This window comes from Pseudomonas siliginis (genome assembly GCF_024072275.1).
Lineage (GTDB): Bacteria > Pseudomonadota > Gammaproteobacteria > Pseudomonadales > Pseudomonadaceae > Aquipseudomonas > Aquipseudomonas siliginis.
Genome location: NZ_CP099598.1, coordinates 5795066 through 5818547 on the forward strand (window position 1 = coordinate 5795066; position 23482 = coordinate 5818547).

Consider the following 23482-nt stretch of genomic DNA (forward strand, 5'->3'; position numbering starts at 1 on the left):
TTTCGTTGATGCGAAATTTCTGTAGGAGCTGACGAAGGCTGCGATCTTTTTTGTGCGCGCAGGAAACGCCTGACTCGACACAGCGAAACGTCCGACATCCCTCCAGAACAAATCTCCATAGGATCTTCCCCTCATCCAACGGAGATTCACTCATGCAGAAAGATTACGTTCCCTACGGCAGCGATGTTTCAGCAGGCACCTACGAATGCGTGGACTGCGGTCATCGTTATTCCAATCAAGCCAAGACTTCAATGCCGCCCTGCCCGCAGTTTCGCAAAACAGTGCATGTCCTGAACGGCTGGAAAACCCTCACCGGCCAAGGTGACGCCCCTCAAGATCCGTACCCGGAAAAAACCGAAAAGCCGGCTGCCAGCAAAAAATAATCCCGGAGCGCCTGAGCCATGCAGATCTCGTTCACGATCGACGCCGACGCTTTCGAGCAGGAACAGAAGGAACCGGTGAAAAAGACCTTGCGCATCGGCGACGCCGAAATCGCCCATGCGCTTTTCTGGTGGTGATCAGCTCGACGTGATCCGCGATGAATTGAACATGCTCATCACCCAGAACGAGCCGACCTTCAAACCCATCACCAAACGCAAGGGCAGCGCCGGGCAATTCGAGATCAGCGAAGATTCCCACGCATTGCTCTGCGCAACGCTGGGTCTGAATGCCGTTCAGTGACATCGTCGCGGTCAGTGGCTTGCTGCTGACCCTGACCACGTTCATGTTCAATCTGGCGTGGCCGGCGCTCAATGAAGCGCTGGCTGAAGATGAATTTCAAAAAGGTTCGCAGGCCCGCAAGCGCAGTCGAGACAACGTGATGGCAGCTTTCTACTGGCGAGCATTGCCATTGACGTGCGCGTTTGTGGCGCTGTTTTACGTCAACTTGCCGGCTGCGGTTAGCATCATCGACAGCAGCACGCTGGATTTGTGGGATTTCGATGTGGATCGCACTTTGTACGTGATGGTGGTTGTAGCGCTGCTGGTGTTTGCGCTGGTCAATGCGGGACTGGCGCTGAGACTGCTGATCAAATGGCAAAAACTGCGTAGACCACTGTAGGAGCTGCCGAAGGCTCGGGCCGCGATCGGACGATCTTTTGATCTTGATCCTGAAAAACAAGATCAAAAGATCGCAGCCTTCGGCAGCTCCTACAGGTGCGTATCACACGCCAAATTGGGCGCGGTACGCTTCCACGGCTGGGAGGTGTTGCTTGAGCTGCGGATCGTCGGCGAGGAACTCCAACACCTGATTCAGCGAGACGATGCTGATCACCGGAATGCCGAAGTCGCGCTCGACTTCCTGGATGGCCGACAATTCGCCGTTGCCACGCTCCTGGCGGTTCAGTGCGATCAGCACACCGGCGGCCTTGGCGCCGTCCTGGGAAGCAATAATCTGCATCACTTCACGAATGGCGGTGCCGGCGGTGATCACGTCGTCGATGATCAAGACTTCGCCAGTCAGCGGCGCGCCAACCAGGCTGCCGCCCTCGCCGTGGGCCTTGGCTTCCTTACGGTTGAAGCACCACGGCAGGTCACGATCGTGATGCTCGGCCAGCGCAACGGCGGTCGTGGCCGCCAGCGGAATACCTTTATAAGCCGGGCCAAACAGAACGTCGAAGGGGATGCCGCTCTCGGTGATGGCGGCGGCGTAGAAACGCCCCAGCTGCGCCAGGGCCGAACCCGAGTTGAACAGGCCGGCGTTGAAGAAGTAGGGACTGGTGCGCCCGGACTTCAGGGTGAACTCACCGAAGCGCAAAACGCCGCGATCGATGGCAAAACGAATGAAATCGCGCTGATACGCTTGCATGAAAAAAACCCCAAATACCACGGATTTAGCTAATTAGCTTGACGCCGTGTATCATACACGCACGCGATTTTTGGGGCCATTTATGCGGATCATCAGTGTGAACGTCAATGGTATTCAGGCGGCAGTCGAGCGCGGTTTGCTCAGTTGGCTGCAAGCCCAGAATGCCGACGTCATCTGCCTGCAGGACACCCGTGCCTCCGCCTTTGAACTGGATGACCCAGCCTTCCAACTGGATGGCTACTTCCTTTATGCCTGCGATGCTGAAGTCCCTGCCCAAGGCGGCGTGGCTTTGTATTCGCGGTTGCAACCGAAGGCTGTCATCAGCGGTCTCGGTTTCGAGACGGCCGACCGCTACGGGCGCTACCTGCAAGCAGATTTCGACAAAGTCAGTATTGCCACCTTGCTGTTTCCTTCGGGGATGAACGGCGATGAGGACTTGAACCAGAAGTTCAAGCTCATGGACGATTTCGGCAAGTACCTGGACAAACAGCGACGCAAACGTCGCGAGTACATTTATTGTGGCTCGCTGTACGTTGCGCAGCAGAAACTCGACATCAAGAACTGGCGCGACAGCCAGCAATCTCCAGGCTTCCTGGCGCCGGAACGCGCCTGGATGGACGAGATTGTCGGCAACATGGGCTACGTCGATGCGCTGCGCGAAGTCAGCCGCGAAGGCGATCAGTACAGCTGGTGGCCGGATAACGAACAGGCCGAGATGCTCAATCTGGGCTGGCGTTTCGATTATCAGATCCTGACCCCGGGCCTGCGTCGCTCGGTGCGCAGTGCACGCCTGCCGCGTCAGCCACGGTTCTCGCAGCACGCGCCGTTGATCGTCGACTACGACTGGACGCTGACCATCTAAGCGTCGTATCGCAGCCAAAGAAAATGCCCGCATCGTGAGATGCGGGCATTTTTTATGCGCCGTGCTTCCTAAACCGCAGCGAAGAATGGCAAGGCCAGGTACAGCTTGATCACGATGACGTTAACGATATCGATGAAGAACGCTCCTACCATCGGCACCACCAGAAACGCGATTTGCGAAGGGCCATAGCGCTGCGTCACCGCTTGCATGTTGGCAATGGCCGTAGGCGTGGCACCCAGCCCAAAGCCGCAGTGTCCCGCAGCGAGTACGGCGGCATCATAGTTGCTGCCCATCACCCGAAACGTTACGAAAATCGCGAACAGCGCCATGACCAGCGCCTGCACGGCCAGAATGATGAAGATCGGCAATGCCAACGCCGCCAGATCCCAAAGCTTCAGCGACATCAGCGCGATCGCCAGAAACAGCGAGAGGCTGACATTGCCGAGCACGGAAACTTCACGCTCGAACACCTGATACAAGCCAAGTGCTGACAGACTGTTGCGCAACACCACACCTACAAACAGCACGCAAACAAACGTCGGCAGTTCGAACGCAGTGCCATGCAGAACGCCATTCAGAAGGTTGCCAGCGAGCAGGCTGACGGCAATCAGCGCCAGCGTCTCGACGAACGAAAACGGCGTGATTGAGCGTTCCTTGTTTGGCTGTTCAAAACCTCTTGGCAGTCGCGGCGCTTGTTGCGGATTGCAACCCGGCACTTGCACGCGCTTGATCAGCAACCGGGCAACGGGCCCACCGATCAGACCACCCAGCACCAGACCGAACGTCGCTGAGGCCAGCGCCAGCTCTGAAGCCGACGCCAGGCCATATTTCTCGCTGAACACCGCGCCCCATGCAGCGCCAGTGCCGTGGCCGCCGGCCAGCGTGATCGAGCCCGTCAGCAAGCCCATCAAAGGGTCGAGCCCGAGCAGGGTTGCCAACCCGATGCCCATGGCGTTCTGCACCACCAGCAAGCCAATGACCGCCAGCAGGAAGATACCGACAATGCGGCCGCCCTTCTTCAGACTGGCAAGGTCAGCACTCAAGCCAATGGTGGCAAAGAAAGCCAACATCAGGGGGGTTTGCAATGATGTATCGAAGCGGACTTCAATGTCGAAAGTGCGCAATATCAACAGGAGCACGGCAACCACAAGGCCGCCTGCTACCGGTTCAGGAATATTGTAACTTCGCAGAAAGCCGACACGCGTAACAAGTCCGCGTCCGAGCAGCAGTACTAAAGAAGCGGCCACGAGCGTGCCGTAGAAATCGAGCTCAATCATGTGGATTATTCTTGGCTAAGTATTCACGAGGCGAGCGTTTACCTGGGCTCGACGGGTGAACCGGCTGATTTTCTCAACACTGATTACTGGGGAATTCAAGTGCCATCGATGGCTTGAACATATCGGAATGTTTCAACCGAAACATTACATCGGGCAACTTTAACAACCAGCTCGCGCCAATAACAAGAACGGGAATAAGCACTGGACCGATCAGTTGTGACCAAAGATGTAATAGAGGAACATCAGCAAATAAATGCCAAACCGCACATCGTTAACAGACTAGTCCTACAACAAAAACCAATTATTAAGTTGCACAAATAAAAATACCCCGATAAGTCGGGGTATTTTCATATTGCGACACAACAGACTTTCACTTGATCAATCGCCAGGTGAACGGATATCTGTATGGGAAACCTTCGTTGGCTTTGACCCCTGCAATGATCGTCAGGACCAGTGCGGCGATCGCCAACAAACCAAACAGGAAGAAACCAATGATCAGCAGCATGAGCAGGAAGCAGATCATTGAGGCTATCGCCACCGTGATCTGAAAATTCAACGCCTCTTTGCCCTGTGCATCGATAAAAGGGTCTTTCTCGCGCTTCATCTGCCATAGGATCAACGGCCCGATCAGATTGCCGAACGGAATCCAGATCCCCAGCAAGGCGGACAGGTGACAGAACATTGCCCACTGGCGAACCTCCAGGCTCGGTTTGGGCAGCAACTCTTGCTCGTCACTCATCATGTCCTCCTTGTGGTCGAAAACCTCAGTCGGCCAGTGCAGCCTTCTGCAGTTCGAAGATCTCGTTCATGCCTTTCTTCGCCAGTTCCAGCATGGCGTTCAAGTCTTCAGGCTGGAACGGCGCGCCTTCAGCAGTGCCCTGCACTTCGATGAAACCGCCGGTGCTGGTCATCACTACGTTCAGGTCGGTTTCAGCAGCGGAATCTTCAAGATAGTCCAGATCCAGCACCGGCTCGCCCTGGTACATGCCCACCGAGACTGCACCGATCATCTGCTTGAGCGGGTCACCGCCTTTCAGGCCGCCGCGCTTCTTGATCACTTTCAGGGCATCGACCAGCGCAACCATGGCGCCGGTGATGGACGCGGTGCGAGTACCGCCATCGGCCTGGATCACGTCGCAATCTACATACAGGGTCACGTCGCCAAGCTTGGACATATCCAGCGCCGCGCGCAGGGAGCGGCCGATCAGACGCTGGATTTCGAGAGTACGACCGCCCTGCTTGCCACGGCTGGCCTCACGCTGGTTACGCTCGCCGGTGGCGCGCGGCAGCATGCCGTACTCGGCAGTCAACCAGCCCTGGCCCTGGCCTTTGAGGAAGCGCGGCACGCCATTTTCGACGCTGACGGTGCAGATGACTTTGGTATCACCGAATTCGACCAGTACGGATCCCTCGGCGTGTTTGGTGTAGTTGCGGGTGATGCGGATCGAGCGGAGCTGATCGGCAGCGCGACCACTTGGACGTTTCATAGGGATACCTGTACTGAGGACGGAAAACTGCCGAGCATTATAGAGCCCTGCACCGCGAGTGGGCACTGGTTAAAACCGCCGGCCGACGACCGAAGCCCCTCAAGCGCGCATAACCGACGGGCTGCAGCGCTTTGTCACACCGTGTGTTTGGGCGCATTCGCCGCACTGCGCTACAATCCTGCGCCTTTGCTGCCAGTCGGCTTAAATTCATTGAAATCGCGCCTGCGAAACAGCGTTTCGCGCCGATCTGCATTGCGAGGTCACCGCCATGGTGCACAGCATGACCGCCTTCGCCCGCGTCGAGAAAGCCGGCGTTCAGGGCACCCTGAGCTGGGAACTGCGCTCGGTCAACAGCCGCTATCTGGAACCGCACCTGCGCTTGCCCGAATCGTTTCGCGACCTCGAAGGCGCCGTGCGTGAAGCACTGCGTCAGGGCCTGTCGCGGGGCAAACTGGAATGCACGCTGCGCTTCACCGAAGAAAGCACCGGCAAACCGCTGCAAGTGGACCGCGAACGCGCCGCACAACTGGTTGCCGCTGCGGAAACCGTTGCCGGGCTGATCAAGAATCCCGCCGCGCTGAATCCGCTGGAAGTGCTGGCCTGGCCCGGCGTGCTGGTGGCCGATGCGACCGACCCGCAAGCGCTGAACGCCGAAGCGCTGGCGCTGTTCAATCAGGGCTTGAAGGATCTGAAGGCTGGCCGCGAGCGCGAAGGCGCGGAGCTGGCTCGCTTGATCAACGACCGCCTGACCTCCATCGAAGAGGACGTGGTGACCCTGCGTGAACTGGTGCCGCAGATGCTCGCCACCCAGCGCCAGAAGGTCCTCGATCGCTTCGCCGACATGAAGGCCGAGCTCGACCCGCAGCGCCTGGAACAGGAAATGGTCATCCTCGCGCAAAAAAGCGACGTGGCCGAAGAACTGGATCGCCTGAGCACTCACATCATCGAAGTCCGCCGGGTGCTCAAGTCCGGTGGTGCCGCCGGGCGGCGTCTGGACTTCCTGATGCAGGAGCTCAACCGCGAAGCCAACACACTCGGCTCCAAAGCCTTCGACCCGCGCAGCACCCAGGCCGCCGTCAACCTCAAGGTGTTGATCGAGCAGATGCGCGAACAAGTGCAGAATATTGAGTAAGGCTACCCTGACATGACCCAACACACCGGCACCCTGTACATCATTTCCGCGCCATCGGGCGCGGGCAAGAGCAGTCTGGTCAAGGCGTTGACCGACGCCGACCCGGAGATCCGCGTTTCGGTCTCGCACACCACCCGCGCCATGCGCCCGGGCGAAGTGGATGGCGTGAACTACCATTTCGTGACCCGCGAAGAGTTCGTGAAGATGGGCGAGCACGGCGACTTCCTTGAACGCGCCGAAGTCTTCGGCAACTTCTACGGCACCTCGCAAAGCCGTTTGCAACAGACTCTGGACGAAGGTCACGACCTGATTCTGGAAATCGACTGGCAAGGCGCCGAGCAAGTGCGCAAGCTGATGCCGCAAGCGCGCTCGATCTTCATCCTGCCGCCATCGCTGCAAGCCCTGCACCAGCGCCTGACCAACCGCGGCCAGGACAGCGACGAGATCATCGACGGCCGCATGCGCGAAGCGGTCAGCGAGATGAGCCATTACGTCGATTACGATTACCTGATCATCAACGACGATTTCGCCCACGCGCTGGACGATCTGAAAGCGATTTTCCGCGCCAATCAGCTGCAACAGAAACGCCAGCAAGTGCGTTTCGGCAAATTGCTGGCTGAATTGCTCGGCTAAAACAGCACTTCCCAAAATGCCTGCAAGCGCTTTACATTGGTGCTTGCAGCGCGTTGAAGGGTCTGGTCAAAAAATCAGCGCTTCCCTAATCGCTGGTGATTTTTTAAACTGCTCAGTCCGCTCGCCCAACCGGGCAGCGCGCATATTGCATTCGCTCCGAGGAATACCATGGCCCGCGTAACCGTTGAAGACTGCCTAGAACACGTGGAAAACCGCTTTGAGCTGGTCATGCTCTCTACCAAGCGTGCCCGTCAACTGGCCACCGGCGGCAAAGAGCCATTGGTGCAGTGGGAAAACGACAAGCCGACCGTTGTCGCGCTGCGTGAAATTGCTGAAGGCCTGATGAGCTACGAGTTCATCGCCGAGCAGGAAATCGTCCAGGATGAACCGCTGTTCGCAGCGTTCGAGGACGAGTCGAACGAGGCCGTCTAAGCCTATGCCTGGTCGACGTAGCACGGCGCGGGGTCACAGCTTTCGGCAGGAATCATCATGCCGAGCATAGACGCCCTCGCCGATCGCTTATCGACCTACCTCGGCAACGACCAGGTCAACCTGGTCCGCCGAGCGTATTTCTACGCCGAACAAGCCCATGACGGTCAACGCCGTCGCAGCGGCGAGGCGTATGTCACGCATCCTCTTGCCGTGGCCAATATTCTTGCCGACATGCACATGGACCATCAGAGCCTGATGGCCGCGATGCTGCATGACGTGATCGAAGACACCGGTATCGCCAAGGAAGCGCTGCAAGCGCAGTTTGGTGAAACCGTGGCCGAACTGGTCGACGGGGTCAGCAAACTGACCCAGATGAATTTCGAGACCAAGGCCGAAGCCCAGGCGGAAAACTTCCAGAAAATGGCCATGGCCATGGCGCGCGACATCCGGGTGATCCTGGTCAAGCTCGCCGACCGTCTGCACAACATGCGCACGCTGGAAGTGCTGTCCGGCGAAAAACGCCGGCGTATCGCCAAGGAAACCCTCGAGATCTACGCACCCATCGCCAACCGGCTGGGCATGCACGCGATCCGCATCGAATTCGAAGACCTCGGCTTCAAGGCCATGCACCCGATGCGTTCCGCGCGGATCTACCAGGCGGTCAAACGCGCCCGGGGCAACCGCAGGGAAATCGTCAACAAGATCGAAGAATCCCTCGGTCACTGCCTCGCCATCGACGGCATCCAGGGCGAAGTCAGCGGTCGGCAGAAACACCTCTACGGCATCTACAAGAAAATGCGCGGCAAGCGTCGGGCCTTCAACGAAATCATGGACGTTTACGCGTTCCGGATCATCGTCGACAAGGTCGATACCTGCTACCGCGTATTGGGTGCTGTGCATAATTTGTACAAACCGTTGCCAGGGCGCTTCAAGGATTACATCGCGATCCCCAAGGCCAACGGCTATCAGTCGCTGCACACCACGCTGTTCGGCATGCACGGTGTACCGATCGAGATCCAGATCCGCACCCGCGAAATGGAAGAAATGGCCAACAACGGCATCGCCGCCCATTGGCTGTACAAATCCAGCGGCGACGAGCAGCCCAAAGGCACGCACGCCCGCGCTCGCCAGTGGGTCAAAGGCGTGCTGGAAATGCAGCAACGCGCCGGCAACTCGCTGGAATTCATCGAAAGCGTGAAGATCGACCTGTTCCCGGACGAGGTCTACGTGTTCACGCCCAAAGGCCGGATCATGGAGCTGCCAAAAGGCTCCACGGCGGTCGACTTTGCCTACGCAGTGCACACCGATGTCGGCAACAGCTGCATCGCCTGCCGGATCAATCGTCGTCTCGCGCCGCTGTCCGAACCGCTGCAAAGCGGCTCCACGGTCGAGATCGTCAGCGCTCCCGGCGCCCGGCCGAACCCGGCATGGCTCAACTTCGTCGTTACCGGCAAGGCGCGTACGCACATTCGTCATGCGCTGAAGCTACAACGCCGCTCCGAGTCCATCAGTCTTGGCGAACGCCTGCTGAACAAGGTCCTCAACGGTTTCGACAGCTCCCTGGAGAAGATCCCGGCAGAGCGCGTCAAAGCAATGCTTACCGAGTACCGCCTCGAACTGATCGAAGACCTGCTCGAAGACATCGGCCTGGGCAACCGCATGGCCTATGTCGTTGCCCGTCGCCTGCTCGGCGAAGGTGAGCAGCTGCCGAGCCCGGAAGGTCCGCTGGCGATTCGCGGTACCGAAGGCCTGGTGCTCAGCTACGCCAAATGCTGCACGCCGATCCCGGGCGACCCGATTGTCGGGCATCTGTCGGCGGGCAAAGGCATGGTCGTGCACCTGGATAACTGCCGCAACATCAGCGAAATCAGGCACAACCCGGAAAAATGCATCCAGCTCTCGTGGGCCAAGGATGTCACCGGCGAATTCAACGTCGAGTTGCGCGTCGAGCTGGAACACCAGCGCGGCCTGATCGCCCTGCTGGCCAGCAGCGTCAACGCGGCCGACGGCAATATCGAGAAAATCAGCATGGACGAACGCGATGGTCGCATCAGCGTCGTGCAGTTGGTGGTCAGCGTCCACGACCGTGTGCACCTGGCCCGCGTGATCAAGAAACTGCGCGCCTTGACCGGGGTGATCCGCATCACCCGCATGCGCGCATAACCTGCCTATTACAAGGAGTCCTACATGACCAAAACCGTCATCACCAGCGACAAGGCCCCGGCCGCCATCGGTACTTACTCCCAGGCGATCAAGGCAGGCAACACCGTGTACATGTCGGGCCAGATTCCTCTGGACCCAAAAACCATGGAACTGGTTGAGGGCTTCGAAGCCCAGACCGTCCAGGTCTTCGAGAACCTCAAAGCCGTGGCCGAAGCTGCCGGCGGTTCGTTCAAGGACATCGTCAAACTGAACATCTTCCTCACCGACCTGAGCCACTTCGCCAAGGTCAACGAGATCATGGGCAAGTACTTCGACCAGCCATACCCTGCCCGCGCCGCCATTGGCGTGGCCGCCCTGCCGAAGGGTGCGCAGGTTGAAATGGATGCCATTCTGGTCATCGAGTGATGCGCACGGCGCGGCCTTCACGCCGCGCCGACTGCCGCAAGAAAAGGTTTTGAAAGGATTTCACCATGCGCAAAGCGCTAGCTCTCTCGCTGCTCGCCCTGTTTCTCGGCGGCTGCGCCAGCGACCCTGCCGACCGTGACATCAGCGGCACCTGGATCAACCAGGTGGCGATCGATGCCGCCGCCAAGGGCGGCCCCCTGCGTGAAGCGCTGCAGGCCTACGGCCCGAATCTGGAATGGGACGTCAACACCAAGGCCGGTCAGGCCCGCTACACCAACGGTTTTGAGAACGTCGAAGGACGGCTGCTGGGCGAAGAGTCCGGCGCCTGGAAAGTCGATTTCTACGGCAGCTCCGCCAGCGAACTGAAACGCGATGGCGGGCGCCTGCAGCAAGCTGCCAGCGACAACGAACCCGAACAAGTCTTCGATCGCGCACAGATCCCCGTGCCGGAAGGCGCGCCAATCGGTGCCAGCTTCGAACGCGCGCTCTACTCAGCATACCTGGGCGGCAACTGGACCATCGCCAGCGGCCAGGGTGAAGGCGGCACCGTGCAGTTCCAGGCCGACGGCCAGGTGACCGGCCTGCCGGGCGTTGACCGTTATGCCTTGTGTCTGGCCGGCGATTGCGCGTCCATGAGCAATGGCAACGACAGCATGTGGCTGCAACTCAATGGCCAGGGCAATAACTGGATCTTTGTGCGCAAGGGCAAGGAGCTGGAGATTCTGCAGGCAGTCAATGCTGCGCTGGCAGATGAGCAACCGCAGTTTGCCGCGGGTGAGCGCAAGTGGTTGCTGGAAAAACAGTAACCTGCTTCCGAAACCTCAGAAGATCAAATGTGGGAGCGAGCCTGCTCGCGAACGCGGTGGGTCAGTCGAACTGATAATGACTGACATACCGCATTCGCGAGCAGGCTCGCTCCCACAGTGGTTTTTGTGTTGCTGAAAATTCAGCACTTACCTTTAAGAATCGCTGCATAGCCTTCGCGGTAACTTGGATACTTCGGCACCCACCCCAACGCTTTCGCCCGCGCATTGCTGCAACGCTTGCTGCCGGTGCGCCGCACACTGGCGTCGTCCGCCCATTCAGTCACACCCAGGTACTCGCGCAACCAGCCCACCACCTCGGCCAATGGCGCTGGCGCGTCATCCACACCGATATAGAGCTCGTCCAGCTTGACGCCCTCGCGGTCTTTTTCCAGCAAGAACGCCAGCAGCCCCGCTGCATCATCGGCATGAATACGATTGCCATACAGCGGTGGCTCCGTAGCCACGCGATAGCCGCGACGCACCTGAGTCAGCAGCCACTCGCGGCCCGGGCCGTAAATGCCGGTCAGGCGCAGCACGCTTGCCGGGATGCCGCTATTGAGCGCGACCTGCTCGGCTTCGAGCATCAAGCGACCTGAATATCCGGCCGCGACCGTCTCGGAGGTCTCATCCACCCATGCTCCGTCCTGCTGGCCGTACACGCTGCTGCTGGACACGAAGATCAGCCTCTCGGGCACTTGCCCATAGTCACCCAGCCAGCTCAGCACATTCTGCAAACCCTGCACGTAGGCCTTGCGATAGCCCTCTTCGTCGTGATCGGTGGCCGCAGCGCAATACACCAGATAATCGACAGCGCCTACCGGCCAGGTCGCCGGGCACTCTTCGCTGAACAGGTCGCCGGCGACGCCGATGACACCCTCCGGCAGCTTGGAAACGTCGCGGCGCAGGCCATGAACTTGCCAGCCAGCCGCCAGCAATTGCGTGGCCAGACGACTGCCGACATCACCACAACCGGCAATCAAAACAGAAGGCGCGGACATCAGAAAACTCCCATCAGAAAGGCACAGACTAGCTCTGGCACAGGACGAACGGCTAGCAATGAAGGAAAAAAAGTTACTCTATTACTTTTGTTAACAAGAATTACTTGCAATAATGCACGCCACTTTTGTTCTCGGCCTCACGAGGCCTGGAAGAGCAACAACGTTTTTCTATCTCAGGTCCGGCCAGCATGACACGTAATCAAACTCCCGCTTCGCCAACCACTCGACCTCGCGCCTGGAGCGCCGTCGCGGCTCTGTTGCTCAGCCTGATGCTGGCACCGACCGCCGCCTTCGCCGACGCTCAAGCACCCGCCACCCCAGCCGCCACCGAGCAGAGCGCACCCGCTGCCGCTCCGGCTGCACCAGCCGCCACCGATCCGGTGCAGGCTGTCGACGCCGCTGACGCACCTGAAGCCCTCGAAGCCGACAACACCTTGGGCATGGCCCACGACCTTTCGCCGTGGGGTATGTACCAGAACGCCGACATCATCGTGAAAATCGTGATGATCGGTCTGGCCATCGCTTCGATCATCACCTGGACTATCTGGATCGCCAAAGGCTTCGAGCTGATGGGCGCCAAGCGTCGTCTGCGTGGCGAAATCGCTGCACTGAAAAAAGCCACCACCCTTAAAGAAGCAAGTGCCACGGCCGGCAAGGAAGGCACCCTCGCCAACCTGCTGGTGCACGACGCGCTCGAAGAGATGCGCCTGTCGGTCAACAGCCGCGAGAAAGAAGGCATCAAGGAGCGTGTCAGCTTCCGCCTCGAGCGCCTCGTTGCTGCCTGCGGTCGCAACATGAGCAGCGGCACCGGCGTCCTCGCCACCATCGGTTCGACCGCACCGTTCGTGGGTCTGTTCGGTACCGTGTGGGGCATCATGAACTCGTTCATCGGCATCGCCAAAACCCAGACCACCAACCTCGCCGTTGTCGCACCGGGTATCGCTGAAGCCCTGCTGGCCACTGCACTGGGTCTGGTTGCGGCGATCCCTGCGGTGGTGATCTACAACGTCTTCGCCCGTTCCATCGCCGGTTACAAGGCGCAGGTCTCCGATGCCTCGGCAGAAGTCCTGCTGCTGGTCAGCCGCGATCTCGACCACCAGCCTGAGCGCAGCTCGCAGCCGCACATGGTTAAAGTGGGGTAATCGGCCATGGGCCTGCATTTGAAAGAAGGCGCAGACGACGATCTGGCCGAGAACCACGAAATCAACGTCACGCCGTTCATCGACGTGATGCTGGTGCTGTTGATCATATTCATGGTGGCCGCGCCGTTGGCCACTGTGGACATCAAAGTCGACCTGCCGGCCTCGACCGCCAAACCGGCGCCGCGGCCAGAGAAACCGGTGTTCCTCAGTGTGAAAGCGGACCAGCGCCTGTTCCTCGGTGACGACGAAGTGAAAGCCGAAACCCTCGGCGCCACCCTCGACGCCAAGACCCAGGGCAAGAAAGACACCACCATCTTCTTCCAGGCCGACAAAGGCGTGGATTACGGCGACCTGATGAGCGTGATGGACAGCCTGCGCGCCGCCGGTTACCTGAAGGTTGGTCTGGTCGGACTTGAGACGGCAGCCAAGAAATGATCACGACGCGCCATAAGCTGACGCGTTACAGCGGTAGCCTGGCCGTGGTGCTGGGCGTGCACGCGCTGGCCATCGCGCTGGCGCTGAACTGGACCGCCCGCCCGCCCATCGAATTGCCGCCGCAGGCAATGATGGTCGAGCTGGCCCCGTTGCCTGCCCCGCCACCGCCGGCTCCGCCGAAAGTCGTCACACCGCCGCAGCCACCGGCTCCGGTTGAAGAGTTGCCGATCCCGAAACTGGCTGAAGCACCGAAAGCGGAAATCGCGGTACCCAAACCCAAGCCTAAGCCCAAGCCGAAACCGCCAAAGCCGGTCGAGAAAAAGCTGCCCGAACCGCCGAAGGAGAAACCTTCCGAGGAGAAACCGGCCGATACCCAACCGACCCAGGCACCGACGGAGAAATCCGCCCAGCCCGCACCCGGCCCGTCGCCGGCTCAGTTGGCGGCCAAGGCGAGTTGGCAAGGCACTCTGCTCGCGCATCTGCAGAAGTACAAGAAGTACCCGCAGAGTGCGCAGTCGCGGGGCAAGGAAGGTTTGAATCGTCTGCGCTTCGTGGTCGATGGCGAAGGTAATGTGCTGTCGTTCGAACTGGTGGGCCGCTCTGGCAACGCTGATCTGGACCGGGCCACCCTGGACATGATCCGCCGCGCGCAACCGCTGCCCAAGCCGCCGGCCGACATGCTCAACAACGGCTCGATCGAAATTGTTGCGCCGTTTGTTTATTCGCTCGAACGCCGCCGCTAAGCAACACCGCAATACCTGTGGGAGCTGGCAAGCCAGCTCCCACAAGGTTCTCCGCCAGCCGAGAGAACCAAGCCAAGAGGCACCGAAAGGTGCCTTTTGCATATCTGCCAGCGGCAAACCGACCTCGACCGGTGTCGCACTCAGCCCGCAGTCTGATAACGTGCGTCTATCGATTGCAGCCGGTATGCTTGGCGCGCATCTTCATGGACGCTTGCTATGACCCTCACAGAATTACGCTACATCGTTACCCTCGCCCAAGAGCAGCATTTCGGCCATGCCGCCGAGCGTTGCCACGTCAGTCAGCCGACGCTGTCGGTGGGCGTGAAAAAACTTGAAGACGAACTCGGTGTGCTGATTTTCGAGCGCAGCAAAAGCGCCGTGCGCCTGACCCCGGTCGGCGAAGGCATCGTCGCCCAGGCGCAGAAAGTCCTCGAACAAGCCCAGGGCATCCGCGAACTGGCCCAAGCCGGCAAGAACCAGCTGACCGCACCGCTGAAAGTCGGCGCCATCTACACCGTCGGCCCGTACCTGTTCCCGCATCTGATTCCACAACTGCACCGGGTCGCCCCGCAGATGCCGTTGTACATCGAAGAAAACTTTACCCACGTGCTGCGCGACAAACTGCGCAACGGCGAGCTCGACGCGATCATCATCGCCCTGCCGTTCAATGAAGCCGACGTGCTGACCCTGCCGCTTTACGACGAGCCGTTCTACGTGCTCATGCCGGCCCAGCATCCGTGGACCAAGAAAGAATCCATCGACGCCGGCCTGCTCAACGACAAGAGCCTGCTGCTGCTCGGTGAAGGTCACTGTTTCCGCGATCAGGTGCTCGAAGCCTGCCCGACCCTGACCAAGGGCAATGACGGCGCCAAGCACACCACGGTGGAATCCAGCTCGCTGGAAACCATTCGCCACATGGTCGCGTCCGGCCTGGGCATCTCGATCCTGCCGCTGTCGGCGGTGGACAGCCATCACTACGCCCCCGGCGTGATTGAAGTGCGCCCACTGACCGCGCCGGTGCCGTTCCGCACCGTGGCGATCGCCTGGCGCGCGAGCTTCCCACGGCCGAAAGCCATCGAGATCCTCGCCGATTCCATTCGCCTGTGCTCGGTGGCCAAGCCAACGGCGCCGGTCACGGCCGGTTAAGCGAGCGTCATGACGGAGCTGTCGCAAGTGTCGGTGACGGCACTCAAGGGTGTCGGCGAAGCCATGGCCGAGAAACTGGCCAAGGTCGGCCTCGAGAATCTGCAGGACGTGCTCTTCCACTTGCCGCTGCGTTATCAGGATCGCACCCGCGTGGTGCCGATCGGTGCGCTGCGGCCGGGTCAGGACGCCGTGGTTGAAGGCACCGTCAGCGGTGCCGACGTGGTCATGGGTCGCCGCCGAAGCCTGGTCGTGCGCTTGCAGGACGGCACCGGCGGGCTGAGCCTGCGCTTCTACCATTTCAGCAACGCGCAGAAGGAAGGGCTCAAGCGTGGCACGCGGGTTCGCTGCTACGGCGAAGCCCGGCCCGGCGCCTCAGGCCTGGAAATCTACCACCCCGAATACCGCGCCATCACCGGCGACGAACCGCCGCCAGTGGATGAAACCCTGACCCCGGTCTACCCGCTCACCGAAGGGCTGACCCAGCAGCGCCTGCGCCAGTTGTGCATGCAGACCTTGACGCTGCTCAAGCCGAGCACCCTGCCGGACTGGCTGCCGACCGAACTGGCCCGCGACTACCAACTGGCGCCGCTGGCCGACGCGATCCGTTACCTGCACAACCCGCCCGCCGATGCCGATGTCGAAGAACTCGCCCTTGGCCATCACTGGGCGCAGCATCGCCTGGCTTTCGAAGAACTGCTCACGCATCAATTGTCGCAACAGCGTCTGCGCGAAAGCATGCGTTCACTGCGCGCGCCGGCGATGCCGAAAGCCACAAAGCTGCCACCGAAATATCTGAAAAACCTCGGCTTCAACCCGACCGGCGCGCAACAGCGCGTCGGCAACGAAATCGCCTACGACCTCAGTCAGCACGAACCGATGTTGCGCCTGATTCAGGGTGACGTTGGCGCGGGGAAAACCGTGGTCGCCGCCCTCGCCGCACTGCAAGCGCTGGAGGCCGGTTACCAGGTTGCATTGATGGCGCCGACCGAGATCCTCGCCGAACAACACTTCATCACCTTCAAGCGCTGGCTCGAACCGCTGGGCATTGAAGTCGCGTGGCTGGCCGGCAAGCTCAAAGGCAAAAACCGCGTCGCCGCGCTGGAGCAGATCGCCAGCGGAACACCAATGGTGGTCGGCACCCACGCGCTGTTTCAGGACGAAGTACAGTTCAAGAATCTGGCGCTGGTGATCATCGACGAACAGCACCGCTTCGGCGTGCAGCAGCGTCTGGCGCTGCGGCAGAAAGGCGTCGGCGGGCGCATGTGTCCGCATCAGTTGATCATGACCGCCACACCGATTCCACGCACGCTGGCAATGAGCGCCTACGCCGACCTCGACACCTCGATCCTCGATGAATTGCCGCCCGGGCGAACGCCGGTCAACACCGTGCTGGTCACCGACACCCGCCGCGTCGAAGTCATCGAACGGGTGCGCAGCGCTTGCGCTGAAGGTCGTCAGGCCTATTGGGTGTGTACGCTGATTGAAGAATCGGAAGAGCTGACCTGCCAGGCCGCCGAAACCACGTTTGAAGACCTCACCGCCGCCCTCGGCGAATTGAAGGTCGGGCTGATTCACGGGCGCATGAAACCGGTAGAGAAAGCCGCCGTCATGGCCGAGTTCAAGGCCGGCAACCTGCAACTGCTGGTCGCCACTACAGTGATCGAAGTCGGCGTCGACGTGCCCAACGCCAGTCTGATGATCATCGAAAACCCTGAACGCCTTGGTCTCGCACAGTTGCACCAGTTGCGTGGTCGCGTCGGCCGGGGCAGCGCCGCCAGCCATTGCGTACTGCTCTACCATCCGCCGCTGTCGCAGATCGGTCGCCAGCGCCTGGGCATCATGCGCGAGACCAACGACGGTTTCGTCATCGCCGAAAAGGACCTCGAACTGCGCGGCCCCGGGGAAATGCTCGGCACCCGCCAGACCGGCCTGCTGCAATTCAAGGTCGCCGACCTGATGCGCGACGCCGATTTATTGCCCGCCGTGCGCGATGCAGCCCAGGCTTTGCTGGAGCGCTGGCCGACCCACGTCAGCCCATTGCTTGACCGTTGGCTGCGGCATGGGCAGCAATACGGCCAAGTGTGAGCACCGTCGCAGTTTGTGCAGGATCGTTCCTACAGAGCTGGTTATACTCCTGCCATTGTTTCAAAAACGGATACAGACCATGACCGAAGCTGCTCTCGTCCCCGAATCTCCGCAAGCTCCGTCTGTTATTCGGCTGCTGCTCAACAAGCTGGGCGTTGCCTACGAAGAAGTGCTCGACCACCACGGCCTCAATGCCTCGCGCAAAGTGCAGGCCGTGTTGCTGGACGACGCCGTGGGCGCGTTGATGGTGCTGTTTCCACAGAGCCAGTTGCTGGATCTCAATCGCCTCGCCGAACTCACTGGTCGCCGACTCACAGCCGTGTCCACCGAACGCCTGGAAAAGATGCTCGGCAAACACAATCTGAGCCTGCTCCCAGGCCTGCCGGCGCTGACCAGTTCGCCGTGCCTCTACGAAGAAAGCCTGCTGCGCGAGCCGAAGCTGCTGATCAACTCCGGCGAGCCGGGCCTGCTGCTGGAAATCAGCAGCGAAGACTTCAAATCGATGCTGACCAAGGCCAGCGCCGCCAACTTCGGCGAAGCCCTGAGCAGCATCCGCCCGAACCTCGACCGCCCGGACGATGACCGCGAGGAAATCACCCAGGCCGTGCAGGCGTTCACCGCGCGGCGCATTCAGCAGCGTCTGGAAGCGACCATCGAGATTCCGCCGCTGGCCGAAACCGCGCAAAAAATCATCAAGCTGCGCGTTGACCCCAATGCCACCATCGACGACATCACCGGCGTGGTTGAAACCGACCCGGCGCTGGCCGCGCAAGTGGTGAGCTGGGCGGCGTCGCCGTACTACGCCTCGCCGGGCAAGATTCGTTCGGTGGAAGACGCGATCGTCCGCGTGCTGGGCTTCGATCTGGTGATCAACCTCGCGCTGGGCCTGGCCCTCGGCAAGACCCTGAGCCTGCCCAAAGACCACCCGCAACACACCACGCCGTACTGGCAGCAGTCGATCTACACCGCCGCCGTCATCGAAGGCCTGACCCGCGCCATGCCGCGCGCCCAGCGCCCGGAAGCCGGCCTGACGTATCTGGCCGGTCTGCTGCATAACTTCGGTTACCTGCTGCTGGCCCACGTGTTTCCGCCGCACTTCTCGCTGATCTGCCGCCACCTGGAGGTCAACCCGCACCTGTGCCACAGCTACATCGAGCAACACCTGCTCGGTATCAGCCGTGAACAGATCGGCTCGTGGCTGATGCGCTACTGGGACATGCCGGATGAACTGGCCACCGCCCTGCGCTTCCAGCACGACCCAAGCTACGACGGCGCCTACGCCGAATACCCGAACCTCGTCTGCCTGGCCGTACGCCTGCTACGCAGCCGCGGGATTGGCTCCGGGCCGGATGAAGATATTCCGGATGCCCTGCTTGAACGCGTCGGCCTGAGCCGTGACAAAGCCAACGATGTCGTCAGCAAAGTGCTTGAGGCTGAAGTGCTGCTGCGTGAACTGGCTTCGCAGTTCAGCCAGGCCTGAAAAGCTTCGCAGGCAAGCCCGCTCCCACAAGATCGATGCGATCTTCAGGAGCGGGTGCGTTGCGGCCAACTGTTGATTATTGGCGTAATCAACCGCGGTACCGAATCACCCAGCCCTGCGGATTCGGGAAGCTTCCAATGAAATACCCTCCCACTACAATTCGGCCGTCCCCCAGTACCGTCATGTCATGAAGAGCCTCCAGGACCCCGGCCTCGTCGAAGATGCTGAACCCTGTGCCGTTGAATGACAGGTCCAGTGTTCCGTCCGCCAAAAACTTCGCCGTGATCGCACTCGGATCATCGTCGGTGACTCCGATTCCGGTGTCGCCGCTGACGACGATTGAACCGTCAGGTCGCGCTACACAGCGCAACCATCTCAAACCTTGCGGGACAAAGTCGGAGAACAACGGTTTACCGTTATTGAATACGAGATTGTAGGAGCCTTTGGACGTGAGGACCGCAATCACTCCACGCATGCCACCGTCCCTTACGGCAGCCCCTGCAAGAACAATCTTGCTATCCACAATTGAAATGGCGGACAGGTGGATCTCATCCTCACCAGAGATGATCACGACTCCGTTACCGCTCTCGCCAAACTCCCTGTCGATCTTGCCGTTAGCGTCGAATCGAATGACGTAAGCGCCCGAAGATGGCCCGCTATAGCTGCCACCAACCACCACAGCGCCGTCAGGTTGATGCGCGACCATCTGCGCAGAACTATGTTGGTGTGCAATGCCAGCGAGCTCGACAGGCGCGAAACCCGTGCCATTGAACGTGGTGTCGTCGGAGCCATCCGCATTGAGCCGCATGACGACGCCGCTCACACGGCCAGCGTCGTCTTCGACGGATCCGACCAGCAGGATTTTCTCGTCTTGCCGCAAGACATTGTCGCCATGACCCGCGCTCCCCATCTGCGCATAAGGAAGGTAACGCACACCCTGTTCAGCAAAGTTGTGATCCAGCCGTCCATCTTTGTCTTGTTTCACGACAACCAGCCCGGCAGAAACATCAGGCCCATTGTTCTGGTACTCGGCACGAACGAGCCAACCGCCATCCGGGAACGGCGTCAACTCGAGCATCGAGTGCATATACAAACCGTCCTTGAGTGAAATCTCGACGAATCCGGTCTTTTCTTCACCAAAACCGAGGTCCAGTTGGCCGTCCTCCAGAAGCCGGGCGATCAGCGTTTCCAGGCCATCCTTGCGTCGACGAACAGCCACCAGCAACTTGTTGTCCGGCAGAGCCAATACCGCTCTTACGTCAAACTCAGACAATCCTCCAAGCGGAAATCTGACAATGCCGTTTTCGCCAAAAGACGGATCAAAATTCAGCGTGCCACTCGTCAGGTTTGCGCTTAGATAGCGAGTGATCCAGCCATCCACCCGGGAAGGGTCAGAAAGGCTGGTGTGGGTCATGGACACCACTATCCGACCGTCCTCCATGATTGCCAGATCATGAGGAAACACTGGCCCCGCTACGTTATCGAAGAGCGTATAGCCAATACCGTTGAAGGCCGTGTCCAGCTTGCCGTCTGCGAGAAAGCGCGCGGTAATTACCGCGGAATCACCGGCTCCAACGACAATGATCGAGCCGTCGAGCTGTGATGTATGCCGCCACGTCAATCCGTCTGGCAGTAACGGGGAAAACAGAGGCTGGCCATTATTGAATACAAGATTGGATGCTCCACTGGCGTTCAGCACAACCACCAACCCGCCATGGACGTTCTTTTGCCAGGCGTCACCCACCGCAACGATCCTGCCATCACTTTCGCGCACCGAAACAGCGTTCAAAGAGCTCTCGCCATCCTCGTCGAAAATCAGCTTCGCCTGGCCGTTGTTGAAATCCTTATCCAGCTTCCCCGCTACGTCCAAACGTGCCAGAAAAACTCCGGAGGCTGTCTCACCACTCTGAAAAACGCCGCAAACCAATACTTTGCCATCGGCTTGAACAGCGATAGCGCCGGCGGTGTTCGAGGTGGCACCGACATCCACCAAGACGTACCCCGCGCCGTCAAATGATGGATCGAGCGAGCCGTTCGCCAAAAGACGCATCACGACGGGCGATGGCCATGGCTCATCGATCAGCAGGAAATGGAGCAGGACGATTTTGCCATCGGCCTGCTGAACTGCAGAGACGGTAGAGGCATTTGTAGCGGGGGACTTTTGGCTTGACTTCGCCCCTGCCGACGACGCAAGCGTGGAGCCCGGGATCTTGTAGAAAGAAAATAAACTCACGCCTTTATCGCCGAACGAATCGTCCAGCTCACCGTCGCCTTTCAAGCGGATCATTGCTTGGCCGGCATCGACGGCCTTCTGTGTGAAGTATTGAACGCGCACCAGCCAGCCGCCGTCCCGCAACGCATCGAGCCCAAACACGGTGCTGATGCTAGCGCCGTTCAAAGATATCTCGACGAAACCCGTCTCATGACTTCCGAAGGACTTGTCGAGCGTACCGTCTTCGTTCAATCGGGCGATGGCCAGCAGCGCGTCACTTCCTTCCAGAGGAAGAGCGACCAGCAACTTCCCGTCAGGAAGGGCCAAAACGGCCGCAGCCTCATGGCTCGCAATGCCCGGTATCGGTAATTTCAATAAACCATTCAGGGCAAAAGAGGGATCGGGGGTACCTGGGGTGGTCAAGTCCTGAGCCTGAGTCATGTTCTTGCTCCATCAAGTGCGTGGCGTCCTTTACGGGACCGGAGCTTGAGTAGAGCATCGCGAAGATGAGCAAAGCACCTGACAGAAATGACAGTTCGACCGTCTTTACAGGCCTGAATAAAGACTTTGCGAGCCAAAGAACGCACGATTCTTCATTGTGCTTCGCTTGAAGCCAACCCAAAAAAATCTCAAGCCTTGGCCTTTGCCTTCCTCGGCTTCAAATACTTCATCAACCCCTGAAACCACATCACCAGCGCCGGGTTGCCCTTGAGCTGGATCGACTTGTCCTGAATCCCCTGCATAAACGCCAACTGCTTGTTCTTCGCCTGCATCGTGGCAAAGCCATAACCCGCGTCTTTAAACGCAATCGCAAACGCCGGCTCCGGCACCACGCCAGACTTGCTGGTGATGCGCTGATCCTTGACCACGAAATGCCGCGCCACTTTCCCGTCCAGCGTCTGCAGCTGAAACACCAGATCCTTGTCACCCAACTGCTGCTGGAACGCAGGATTTGTCCGGCTGGCCTTACCCATCAACAAACCCATCATCCACAGGAGAAAACGAAATTTCATGCGCACAGCCTCAAAAGGAAAATGAACGGCCGGGGCAGTGTAAGGGATTCGGACGATAACGCCAGTATCTGAAGCTGTTGGAAGAGGATGCAGACCATTTCCCGCACGATGACCGCCAAGTCACGATTCCGCAAGCAACGTCCTACACCTGTTGAAACACATCCCTGTAGGAGCTGGCGAAGCCTGCGATCTTTTGATCTTCCGCCCCGCGAATCCATGGGAAGTTTCCTGCAAAGTGCGGGGCTGTCCGTGAACTAGGCGAGCTTGAAGATCACCGATAGGCTTCCTGCGTCATCGGGTATTCGGTGACCGGATGTGCAAGTCCGAATTCGGGAGCAATTTCTTCTTACTCCAAGGGATTTACACCGATGACCAATTCAAATACCAACACCGAGGACACCTCCCCCTACGAATCCTTCGATTCAAGAAAATTACATGAAGCCGCCGAACGCGCCCTCGATCACCACTTCGGCAAATCTGACCTCTCTCAGGCCCCACGCCCTGAAGGCCTGTTCAGCCTGAACCCGGACATCGATGCCGAAGCCCTCATGGCCAACGCCTCCGAAGACCTCCTGTCCTTCAGCGTCATCGCCTGCGACCTCGCCGACGACCTCCACGGCTCCCGCCGCTCAGTGGCGCTGGCCCTGAGCAGAATGGCGGACGGGGTGAGATTGATGGTGGAAGGGACGCTCGACCAGATTGAAGTGCGAAGCGTGGCGGCCAAGTCGTAGCGAGATTTGCGGATGAAAAAAGGGGACGTTAAGTCCCCTTTTTCAATATTCCCTGCTTCACCACTGGCAACCTGTTTCAGGTTTCGAATCCACGTTGTAATCGTTTTCAAACGAATACTTCTTTGCAGATTTGTAATTCGTATACGTCATCGCATCAACCCGGCCACCCTGAGTGACCATCTGATACTCACCTGTCAGTGCGCCATCAACTACTTCAACCCAATTTGTCGTGTACTGGTAGGGCCGGCCATAGACCAATTCCTCTTGTTCAGTATTGCGATGAACCAGAGTGATGGCCTTCTTCGACTTGCTGTACTTGACGCCAGCACCGCTCCACTTGGCGACAGAGTCGTAATAGGTTCTAAATTCAAAATTTATGGGTTTGCCTTCGTAGGAACGGAAGCAAAATACCTCGGTCGTGACCTCGCTATGAGCCGCCAGAGGAACGAAAACGAGCAACGCGGAAATCAATGCAGACGAAAATTTCAAACCG

At 59.4% G+C, this 23482-nt stretch carries 25 protein-coding genes; 17 read left to right on the plus strand and 8 right to left on the minus strand.

Translation table 11 applies throughout. From position 1 onward, the window contains the following. Positions 1-152 precede the first annotated feature (152 nt). From NF676_RS26685 to NF676_RS26695, 3 genes are all read left to right on the plus strand, one after another. Positions 153-383 (plus strand): hypothetical protein, encoded by a 231-nt coding sequence (locus NF676_RS26685; RefSeq protein WP_236167770.1) that lies wholly within the window; start codon positions 153-155, stop codon positions 381-383. A 115-nt stretch (positions 384-498) separates the two neighbouring features. After that, positions 499-681, plus strand: coding sequence for a hypothetical protein (locus NF676_RS26690; protein WP_052392124.1), 183 nt, complete (start codon positions 499-501; stop codon positions 679-681). Continuing rightward, positions 668-1060 carry a hypothetical protein gene (locus NF676_RS26695; RefSeq protein WP_056791575.1) on the plus strand — a complete coding sequence of 131 codons (393 nt, stop codon included), beginning with the start codon at positions 668-670 and terminating at the stop codon, positions 1058-1060. Before NF676_RS26690 ends, NF676_RS26695 begins: the two co-directional genes overlap by 14 nt. 102 nt (positions 1061-1162) lie before the next feature. On the opposite strand, the gene pyrE is transcribed toward NF676_RS26695, so the two are convergent. Continuing rightward, a complete protein-coding gene (pyrE, locus tag NF676_RS26700) occupies positions 1163-1807 on the minus strand; it encodes an orotate phosphoribosyltransferase (RefSeq protein ID WP_056791572.1) in 645 nt (214 codons plus the stop codon). A gap of 82 nt (positions 1808-1889) precedes the next feature. Here pyrE and crc point away from each other — a divergent pair, with 82 nt between their 5' ends. Continuing rightward, positions 1890-2669 carry a catabolite repression control protein Crc gene (gene crc / locus NF676_RS26705; protein WP_016772543.1) on the plus strand — a complete coding sequence of 260 codons (780 nt, stop codon included), beginning with the start codon at positions 1890-1892 and terminating at the stop codon, positions 2667-2669. Positions 2670-2737: 68 nt separating this feature from the next. Here crc and gltS read toward each other — a convergent pair whose 3' ends face one another. The 3 genes from gltS to rph all read right to left on the minus strand — a co-directional run bounded on the left by gltS (position 2738) and on the right by rph (position 5433). After that, the gene (gene gltS, locus NF676_RS26710; RefSeq protein WP_056791569.1) at positions 2738-3946 is read right to left on the minus strand and encodes a sodium/glutamate symporter; all 1209 of its coding nucleotides are present in this window, start codon (positions 3944-3946) and stop codon (positions 2738-2740) included. A 370-nt stretch (positions 3947-4316) separates the two neighbouring features. Beyond that, entirely contained in the window at positions 4317-4685 is a 369-nt protein-coding gene (locus NF676_RS26715; protein WP_252887010.1) for a DUF4870 domain-containing protein, read from the minus strand. Positions 4686-4710: 25 nt separating this feature from the next. Further along, positions 4711-5433 carry a ribonuclease PH gene (gene rph / locus NF676_RS26720; protein ID WP_027610407.1) on the minus strand — a complete coding sequence of 241 codons (723 nt, stop codon included), beginning with the start codon at positions 5431-5433 and terminating at the stop codon, positions 4711-4713. 268 nt (positions 5434-5701) lie between these two features. Between rph and NF676_RS26725 the strand changes: the two genes are divergently transcribed. The 6 genes from NF676_RS26725 to NF676_RS26750 all read left to right on the plus strand — a co-directional run bounded on the left by NF676_RS26725 (position 5702) and on the right by NF676_RS26750 (position 11004). After that, complete coding sequence (locus NF676_RS26725; RefSeq protein WP_016770639.1) at positions 5702-6565, plus strand: YicC/YloC family endoribonuclease; 864 nt, start codon at positions 5702-5704, stop codon at positions 6563-6565. 12 nt (positions 6566-6577) lie between these two features. After that, positions 6578-7198, plus strand: a complete 621-nt coding sequence (gene gmk, locus NF676_RS26730) for a guanylate kinase (protein WP_039757364.1) — start codon at positions 6578-6580, stop codon at positions 7196-7198. Between the two features lie 168 nt (positions 7199-7366). Next, positions 7367-7630 (plus strand): DNA-directed RNA polymerase subunit omega, encoded by a 264-nt coding sequence (rpoZ, locus tag NF676_RS26735; protein ID WP_008030604.1) that lies wholly within the window; start codon positions 7367-7369, stop codon positions 7628-7630. 57 nt (positions 7631-7687) lie between these two features. Beyond that, positions 7688-9793: a bifunctional GTP diphosphokinase/guanosine-3',5'-bis pyrophosphate 3'-pyrophosphohydrolase gene (spoT, locus tag NF676_RS26740; protein WP_252887011.1), complete on the plus strand. Its 2106-nt coding sequence runs from the start codon at positions 7688-7690 to the stop codon at positions 9791-9793. A 24-nt stretch (positions 9794-9817) separates the two neighbouring features. Then, entirely contained in the window at positions 9818-10198 is a 381-nt protein-coding gene (locus NF676_RS26745) for a RidA family protein (RefSeq protein WP_014340863.1), read from the plus strand. A gap of 65 nt (positions 10199-10263) precedes the next feature. Continuing rightward, the gene (locus NF676_RS26750; RefSeq protein ID WP_024014801.1) at positions 10264-11004 is read left to right on the plus strand and encodes a hypothetical protein; all 741 of its coding nucleotides are present in this window, start codon (positions 10264-10266) and stop codon (positions 11002-11004) included. Between the two features lie 140 nt (positions 11005-11144). Here NF676_RS26750 and NF676_RS26755 read toward each other — a convergent pair whose 3' ends face one another. Beyond that, positions 11145-12002: an SDR family oxidoreductase gene (locus tag NF676_RS26755; RefSeq protein ID WP_252887012.1), complete on the minus strand. Its 858-nt coding sequence runs from the start codon at positions 12000-12002 to the stop codon at positions 11145-11147. Between the two features lie 188 nt (positions 12003-12190). Between NF676_RS26755 and exbB the strand changes: the two genes are divergently transcribed. The 6 genes from exbB to NF676_RS26785 all read left to right on the plus strand — a co-directional run bounded on the left by exbB (position 12191) and on the right by NF676_RS26785 (position 19033). Next, complete coding sequence (gene exbB, locus NF676_RS26760; RefSeq protein ID WP_041476629.1) at positions 12191-13144, plus strand: tonB-system energizer ExbB; 954 nt, start codon at positions 12191-12193, stop codon at positions 13142-13144. A 6-nt stretch (positions 13145-13150) separates the two neighbouring features. Further along, positions 13151-13579, plus strand: a complete 429-nt coding sequence (gene exbD, locus NF676_RS26765) for a TonB system transport protein ExbD (RefSeq protein WP_016772535.1) — start codon at positions 13151-13153, stop codon at positions 13577-13579. Then, positions 13576-14322 (plus strand): TonB family protein, encoded by a 747-nt coding sequence (locus tag NF676_RS26770; protein WP_042608108.1) that lies wholly within the window; start codon positions 13576-13578, stop codon positions 14320-14322. Before exbD ends, NF676_RS26770 begins: the two co-directional genes overlap by 4 nt. Before the next feature lie 216 nt (positions 14323-14538). Beyond that, positions 14539-15468 carry a hydrogen peroxide-inducible genes activator gene (locus NF676_RS26775; protein ID WP_016772533.1) on the plus strand — a complete coding sequence of 310 codons (930 nt, stop codon included), beginning with the start codon at positions 14539-14541 and terminating at the stop codon, positions 15466-15468. Between the two features lie 9 nt (positions 15469-15477). Then, the gene (recG, locus tag NF676_RS26780; protein ID WP_252887013.1) at positions 15478-17553 is read left to right on the plus strand and encodes an ATP-dependent DNA helicase RecG; all 2076 of its coding nucleotides are present in this window, start codon (positions 15478-15480) and stop codon (positions 17551-17553) included. Between the two features lie 79 nt (positions 17554-17632). Next, positions 17633-19033 (plus strand): aminoacyl-tRNA deacylase and HDOD domain-containing protein, encoded by a 1401-nt coding sequence (locus tag NF676_RS26785; protein ID WP_041476626.1) that lies wholly within the window; start codon positions 17633-17635, stop codon positions 19031-19033. Between the two features lie 88 nt (positions 19034-19121). Here NF676_RS26785 and NF676_RS26790 read toward each other — a convergent pair whose 3' ends face one another. Together NF676_RS26790 and NF676_RS26795 are read right to left on the minus strand one after the other, a co-directional pair. After that, positions 19122-21686, minus strand: a complete 2565-nt coding sequence (locus tag NF676_RS26790; protein ID WP_252887014.1) for a hypothetical protein — start codon at positions 21684-21686, stop codon at positions 19122-19124. Positions 21687-21874: 188 nt separating this feature from the next. Further along, positions 21875-22258, minus strand: a complete 384-nt coding sequence (locus tag NF676_RS26795) for a hypothetical protein (RefSeq protein WP_056790828.1) — start codon at positions 22256-22258, stop codon at positions 21875-21877. A 368-nt stretch (positions 22259-22626) separates the two neighbouring features. On the opposite strand from NF676_RS26795, the gene NF676_RS26800 reads away from it, so the two are divergent. Continuing rightward, a complete protein-coding gene (locus tag NF676_RS26800; protein WP_252887015.1) occupies positions 22627-22989 on the plus strand; it encodes a DUF6124 family protein in 363 nt (120 codons plus the stop codon). A gap of 57 nt (positions 22990-23046) precedes the next feature. On the opposite strand, the gene NF676_RS26805 is transcribed toward NF676_RS26800, so the two are convergent. After that, a complete protein-coding gene (locus tag NF676_RS26805) occupies positions 23047-23478 on the minus strand; it encodes a hypothetical protein (RefSeq protein ID WP_095181232.1) in 432 nt (143 codons plus the stop codon). Positions 23479-23482 lie beyond the last annotated feature (4 nt).

Bases quoted from the DNA above. Each gene is read 5' to 3' on its own strand.
- NF676_RS26775 (WP_016772533.1), top strand. From the start codon at position 14,539: ATGACCCTCACAGAATTACGCTACATCGTTACCCTCGCCCAAGAGCAG.
- NF676_RS26800 (WP_252887015.1), top strand. From the start codon at position 22,627: ATGACCAATTCAAATACCAACACCGAGGACACCTCCCCCTACGAATCC.
- NF676_RS26790 (WP_252887014.1), bottom strand. From the start codon at position 21,686: ATGACTCAGGCTCAGGACTTGACCACCCCAGGTACCCCCGATCCCTCT.
- rpoZ (WP_008030604.1), top strand. From the start codon at position 7,367: ATGGCCCGCGTAACCGTTGAAGACTGCCTAGAACACGTGGAAAACCGC.
- NF676_RS26750 (WP_024014801.1), top strand. From the start codon at position 10,264: ATGCGCAAAGCGCTAGCTCTCTCGCTGCTCGCCCTGTTTCTCGGCGGC.
- pyrE (WP_056791572.1), bottom strand. From the start codon at position 1,807: ATGCAAGCGTATCAGCGCGATTTCATTCGTTTTGCCATCGATCGCGGC.
- gmk (WP_039757364.1), top strand. From the start codon at position 6,578: ATGACCCAACACACCGGCACCCTGTACATCATTTCCGCGCCATCGGGC.
- gltS (WP_056791569.1), bottom strand. From the start codon at position 3,946: ATGATTGAGCTCGATTTCTACGGCACGCTCGTGGCCGCTTCTTTAGTA.
- NF676_RS26690 (WP_052392124.1), top strand. From the start codon at position 499: ATGCGCTTTTCTGGTGGTGATCAGCTCGACGTGATCCGCGATGAATTG.
- NF676_RS26695 (WP_056791575.1), top strand. From the start codon at position 668: ATGCCGTTCAGTGACATCGTCGCGGTCAGTGGCTTGCTGCTGACCCTG.
- NF676_RS26685 (WP_236167770.1), top strand. From the start codon at position 153: ATGCAGAAAGATTACGTTCCCTACGGCAGCGATGTTTCAGCAGGCACC.
- NF676_RS26785 (WP_041476626.1), top strand. From the start codon at position 17,633: ATGACCGAAGCTGCTCTCGTCCCCGAATCTCCGCAAGCTCCGTCTGTT.
- NF676_RS26715 (WP_252887010.1), bottom strand. From the start codon at position 4,685: ATGAGTGACGAGCAAGAGTTGCTGCCCAAACCGAGCCTGGAGGTTCGC.
- rph (WP_027610407.1), bottom strand. From the start codon at position 5,433: ATGAAACGTCCAAGTGGTCGCGCTGCCGATCAGCTCCGCTCGATCCGC.
- NF676_RS26795 (WP_056790828.1), bottom strand. From the start codon at position 22,258: ATGAAATTTCGTTTTCTCCTGTGGATGATGGGTTTGTTGATGGGTAAG.
- recG (WP_252887013.1), top strand. From the start codon at position 15,478: ATGACGGAGCTGTCGCAAGTGTCGGTGACGGCACTCAAGGGTGTCGGC.
- NF676_RS26755 (WP_252887012.1), bottom strand. From the start codon at position 12,002: ATGTCCGCGCCTTCTGTTTTGATTGCCGGTTGTGGTGATGTCGGCAGT.
- NF676_RS26725 (WP_016770639.1), top strand. From the start codon at position 5,702: ATGGTGCACAGCATGACCGCCTTCGCCCGCGTCGAGAAAGCCGGCGTT.
- exbD (WP_016772535.1), top strand. From the start codon at position 13,151: ATGGGCCTGCATTTGAAAGAAGGCGCAGACGACGATCTGGCCGAGAAC.
- NF676_RS26745 (WP_014340863.1), top strand. From the start codon at position 9,818: ATGACCAAAACCGTCATCACCAGCGACAAGGCCCCGGCCGCCATCGGT.
- spoT (WP_252887011.1), top strand. From the start codon at position 7,688: ATGCCGAGCATAGACGCCCTCGCCGATCGCTTATCGACCTACCTCGGC.
- NF676_RS26770 (WP_042608108.1), top strand. From the start codon at position 13,576: ATGATCACGACGCGCCATAAGCTGACGCGTTACAGCGGTAGCCTGGCC.
- crc (WP_016772543.1), top strand. From the start codon at position 1,890: ATGCGGATCATCAGTGTGAACGTCAATGGTATTCAGGCGGCAGTCGAG.
- exbB (WP_041476629.1), top strand. From the start codon at position 12,191: ATGACACGTAATCAAACTCCCGCTTCGCCAACCACTCGACCTCGCGCC.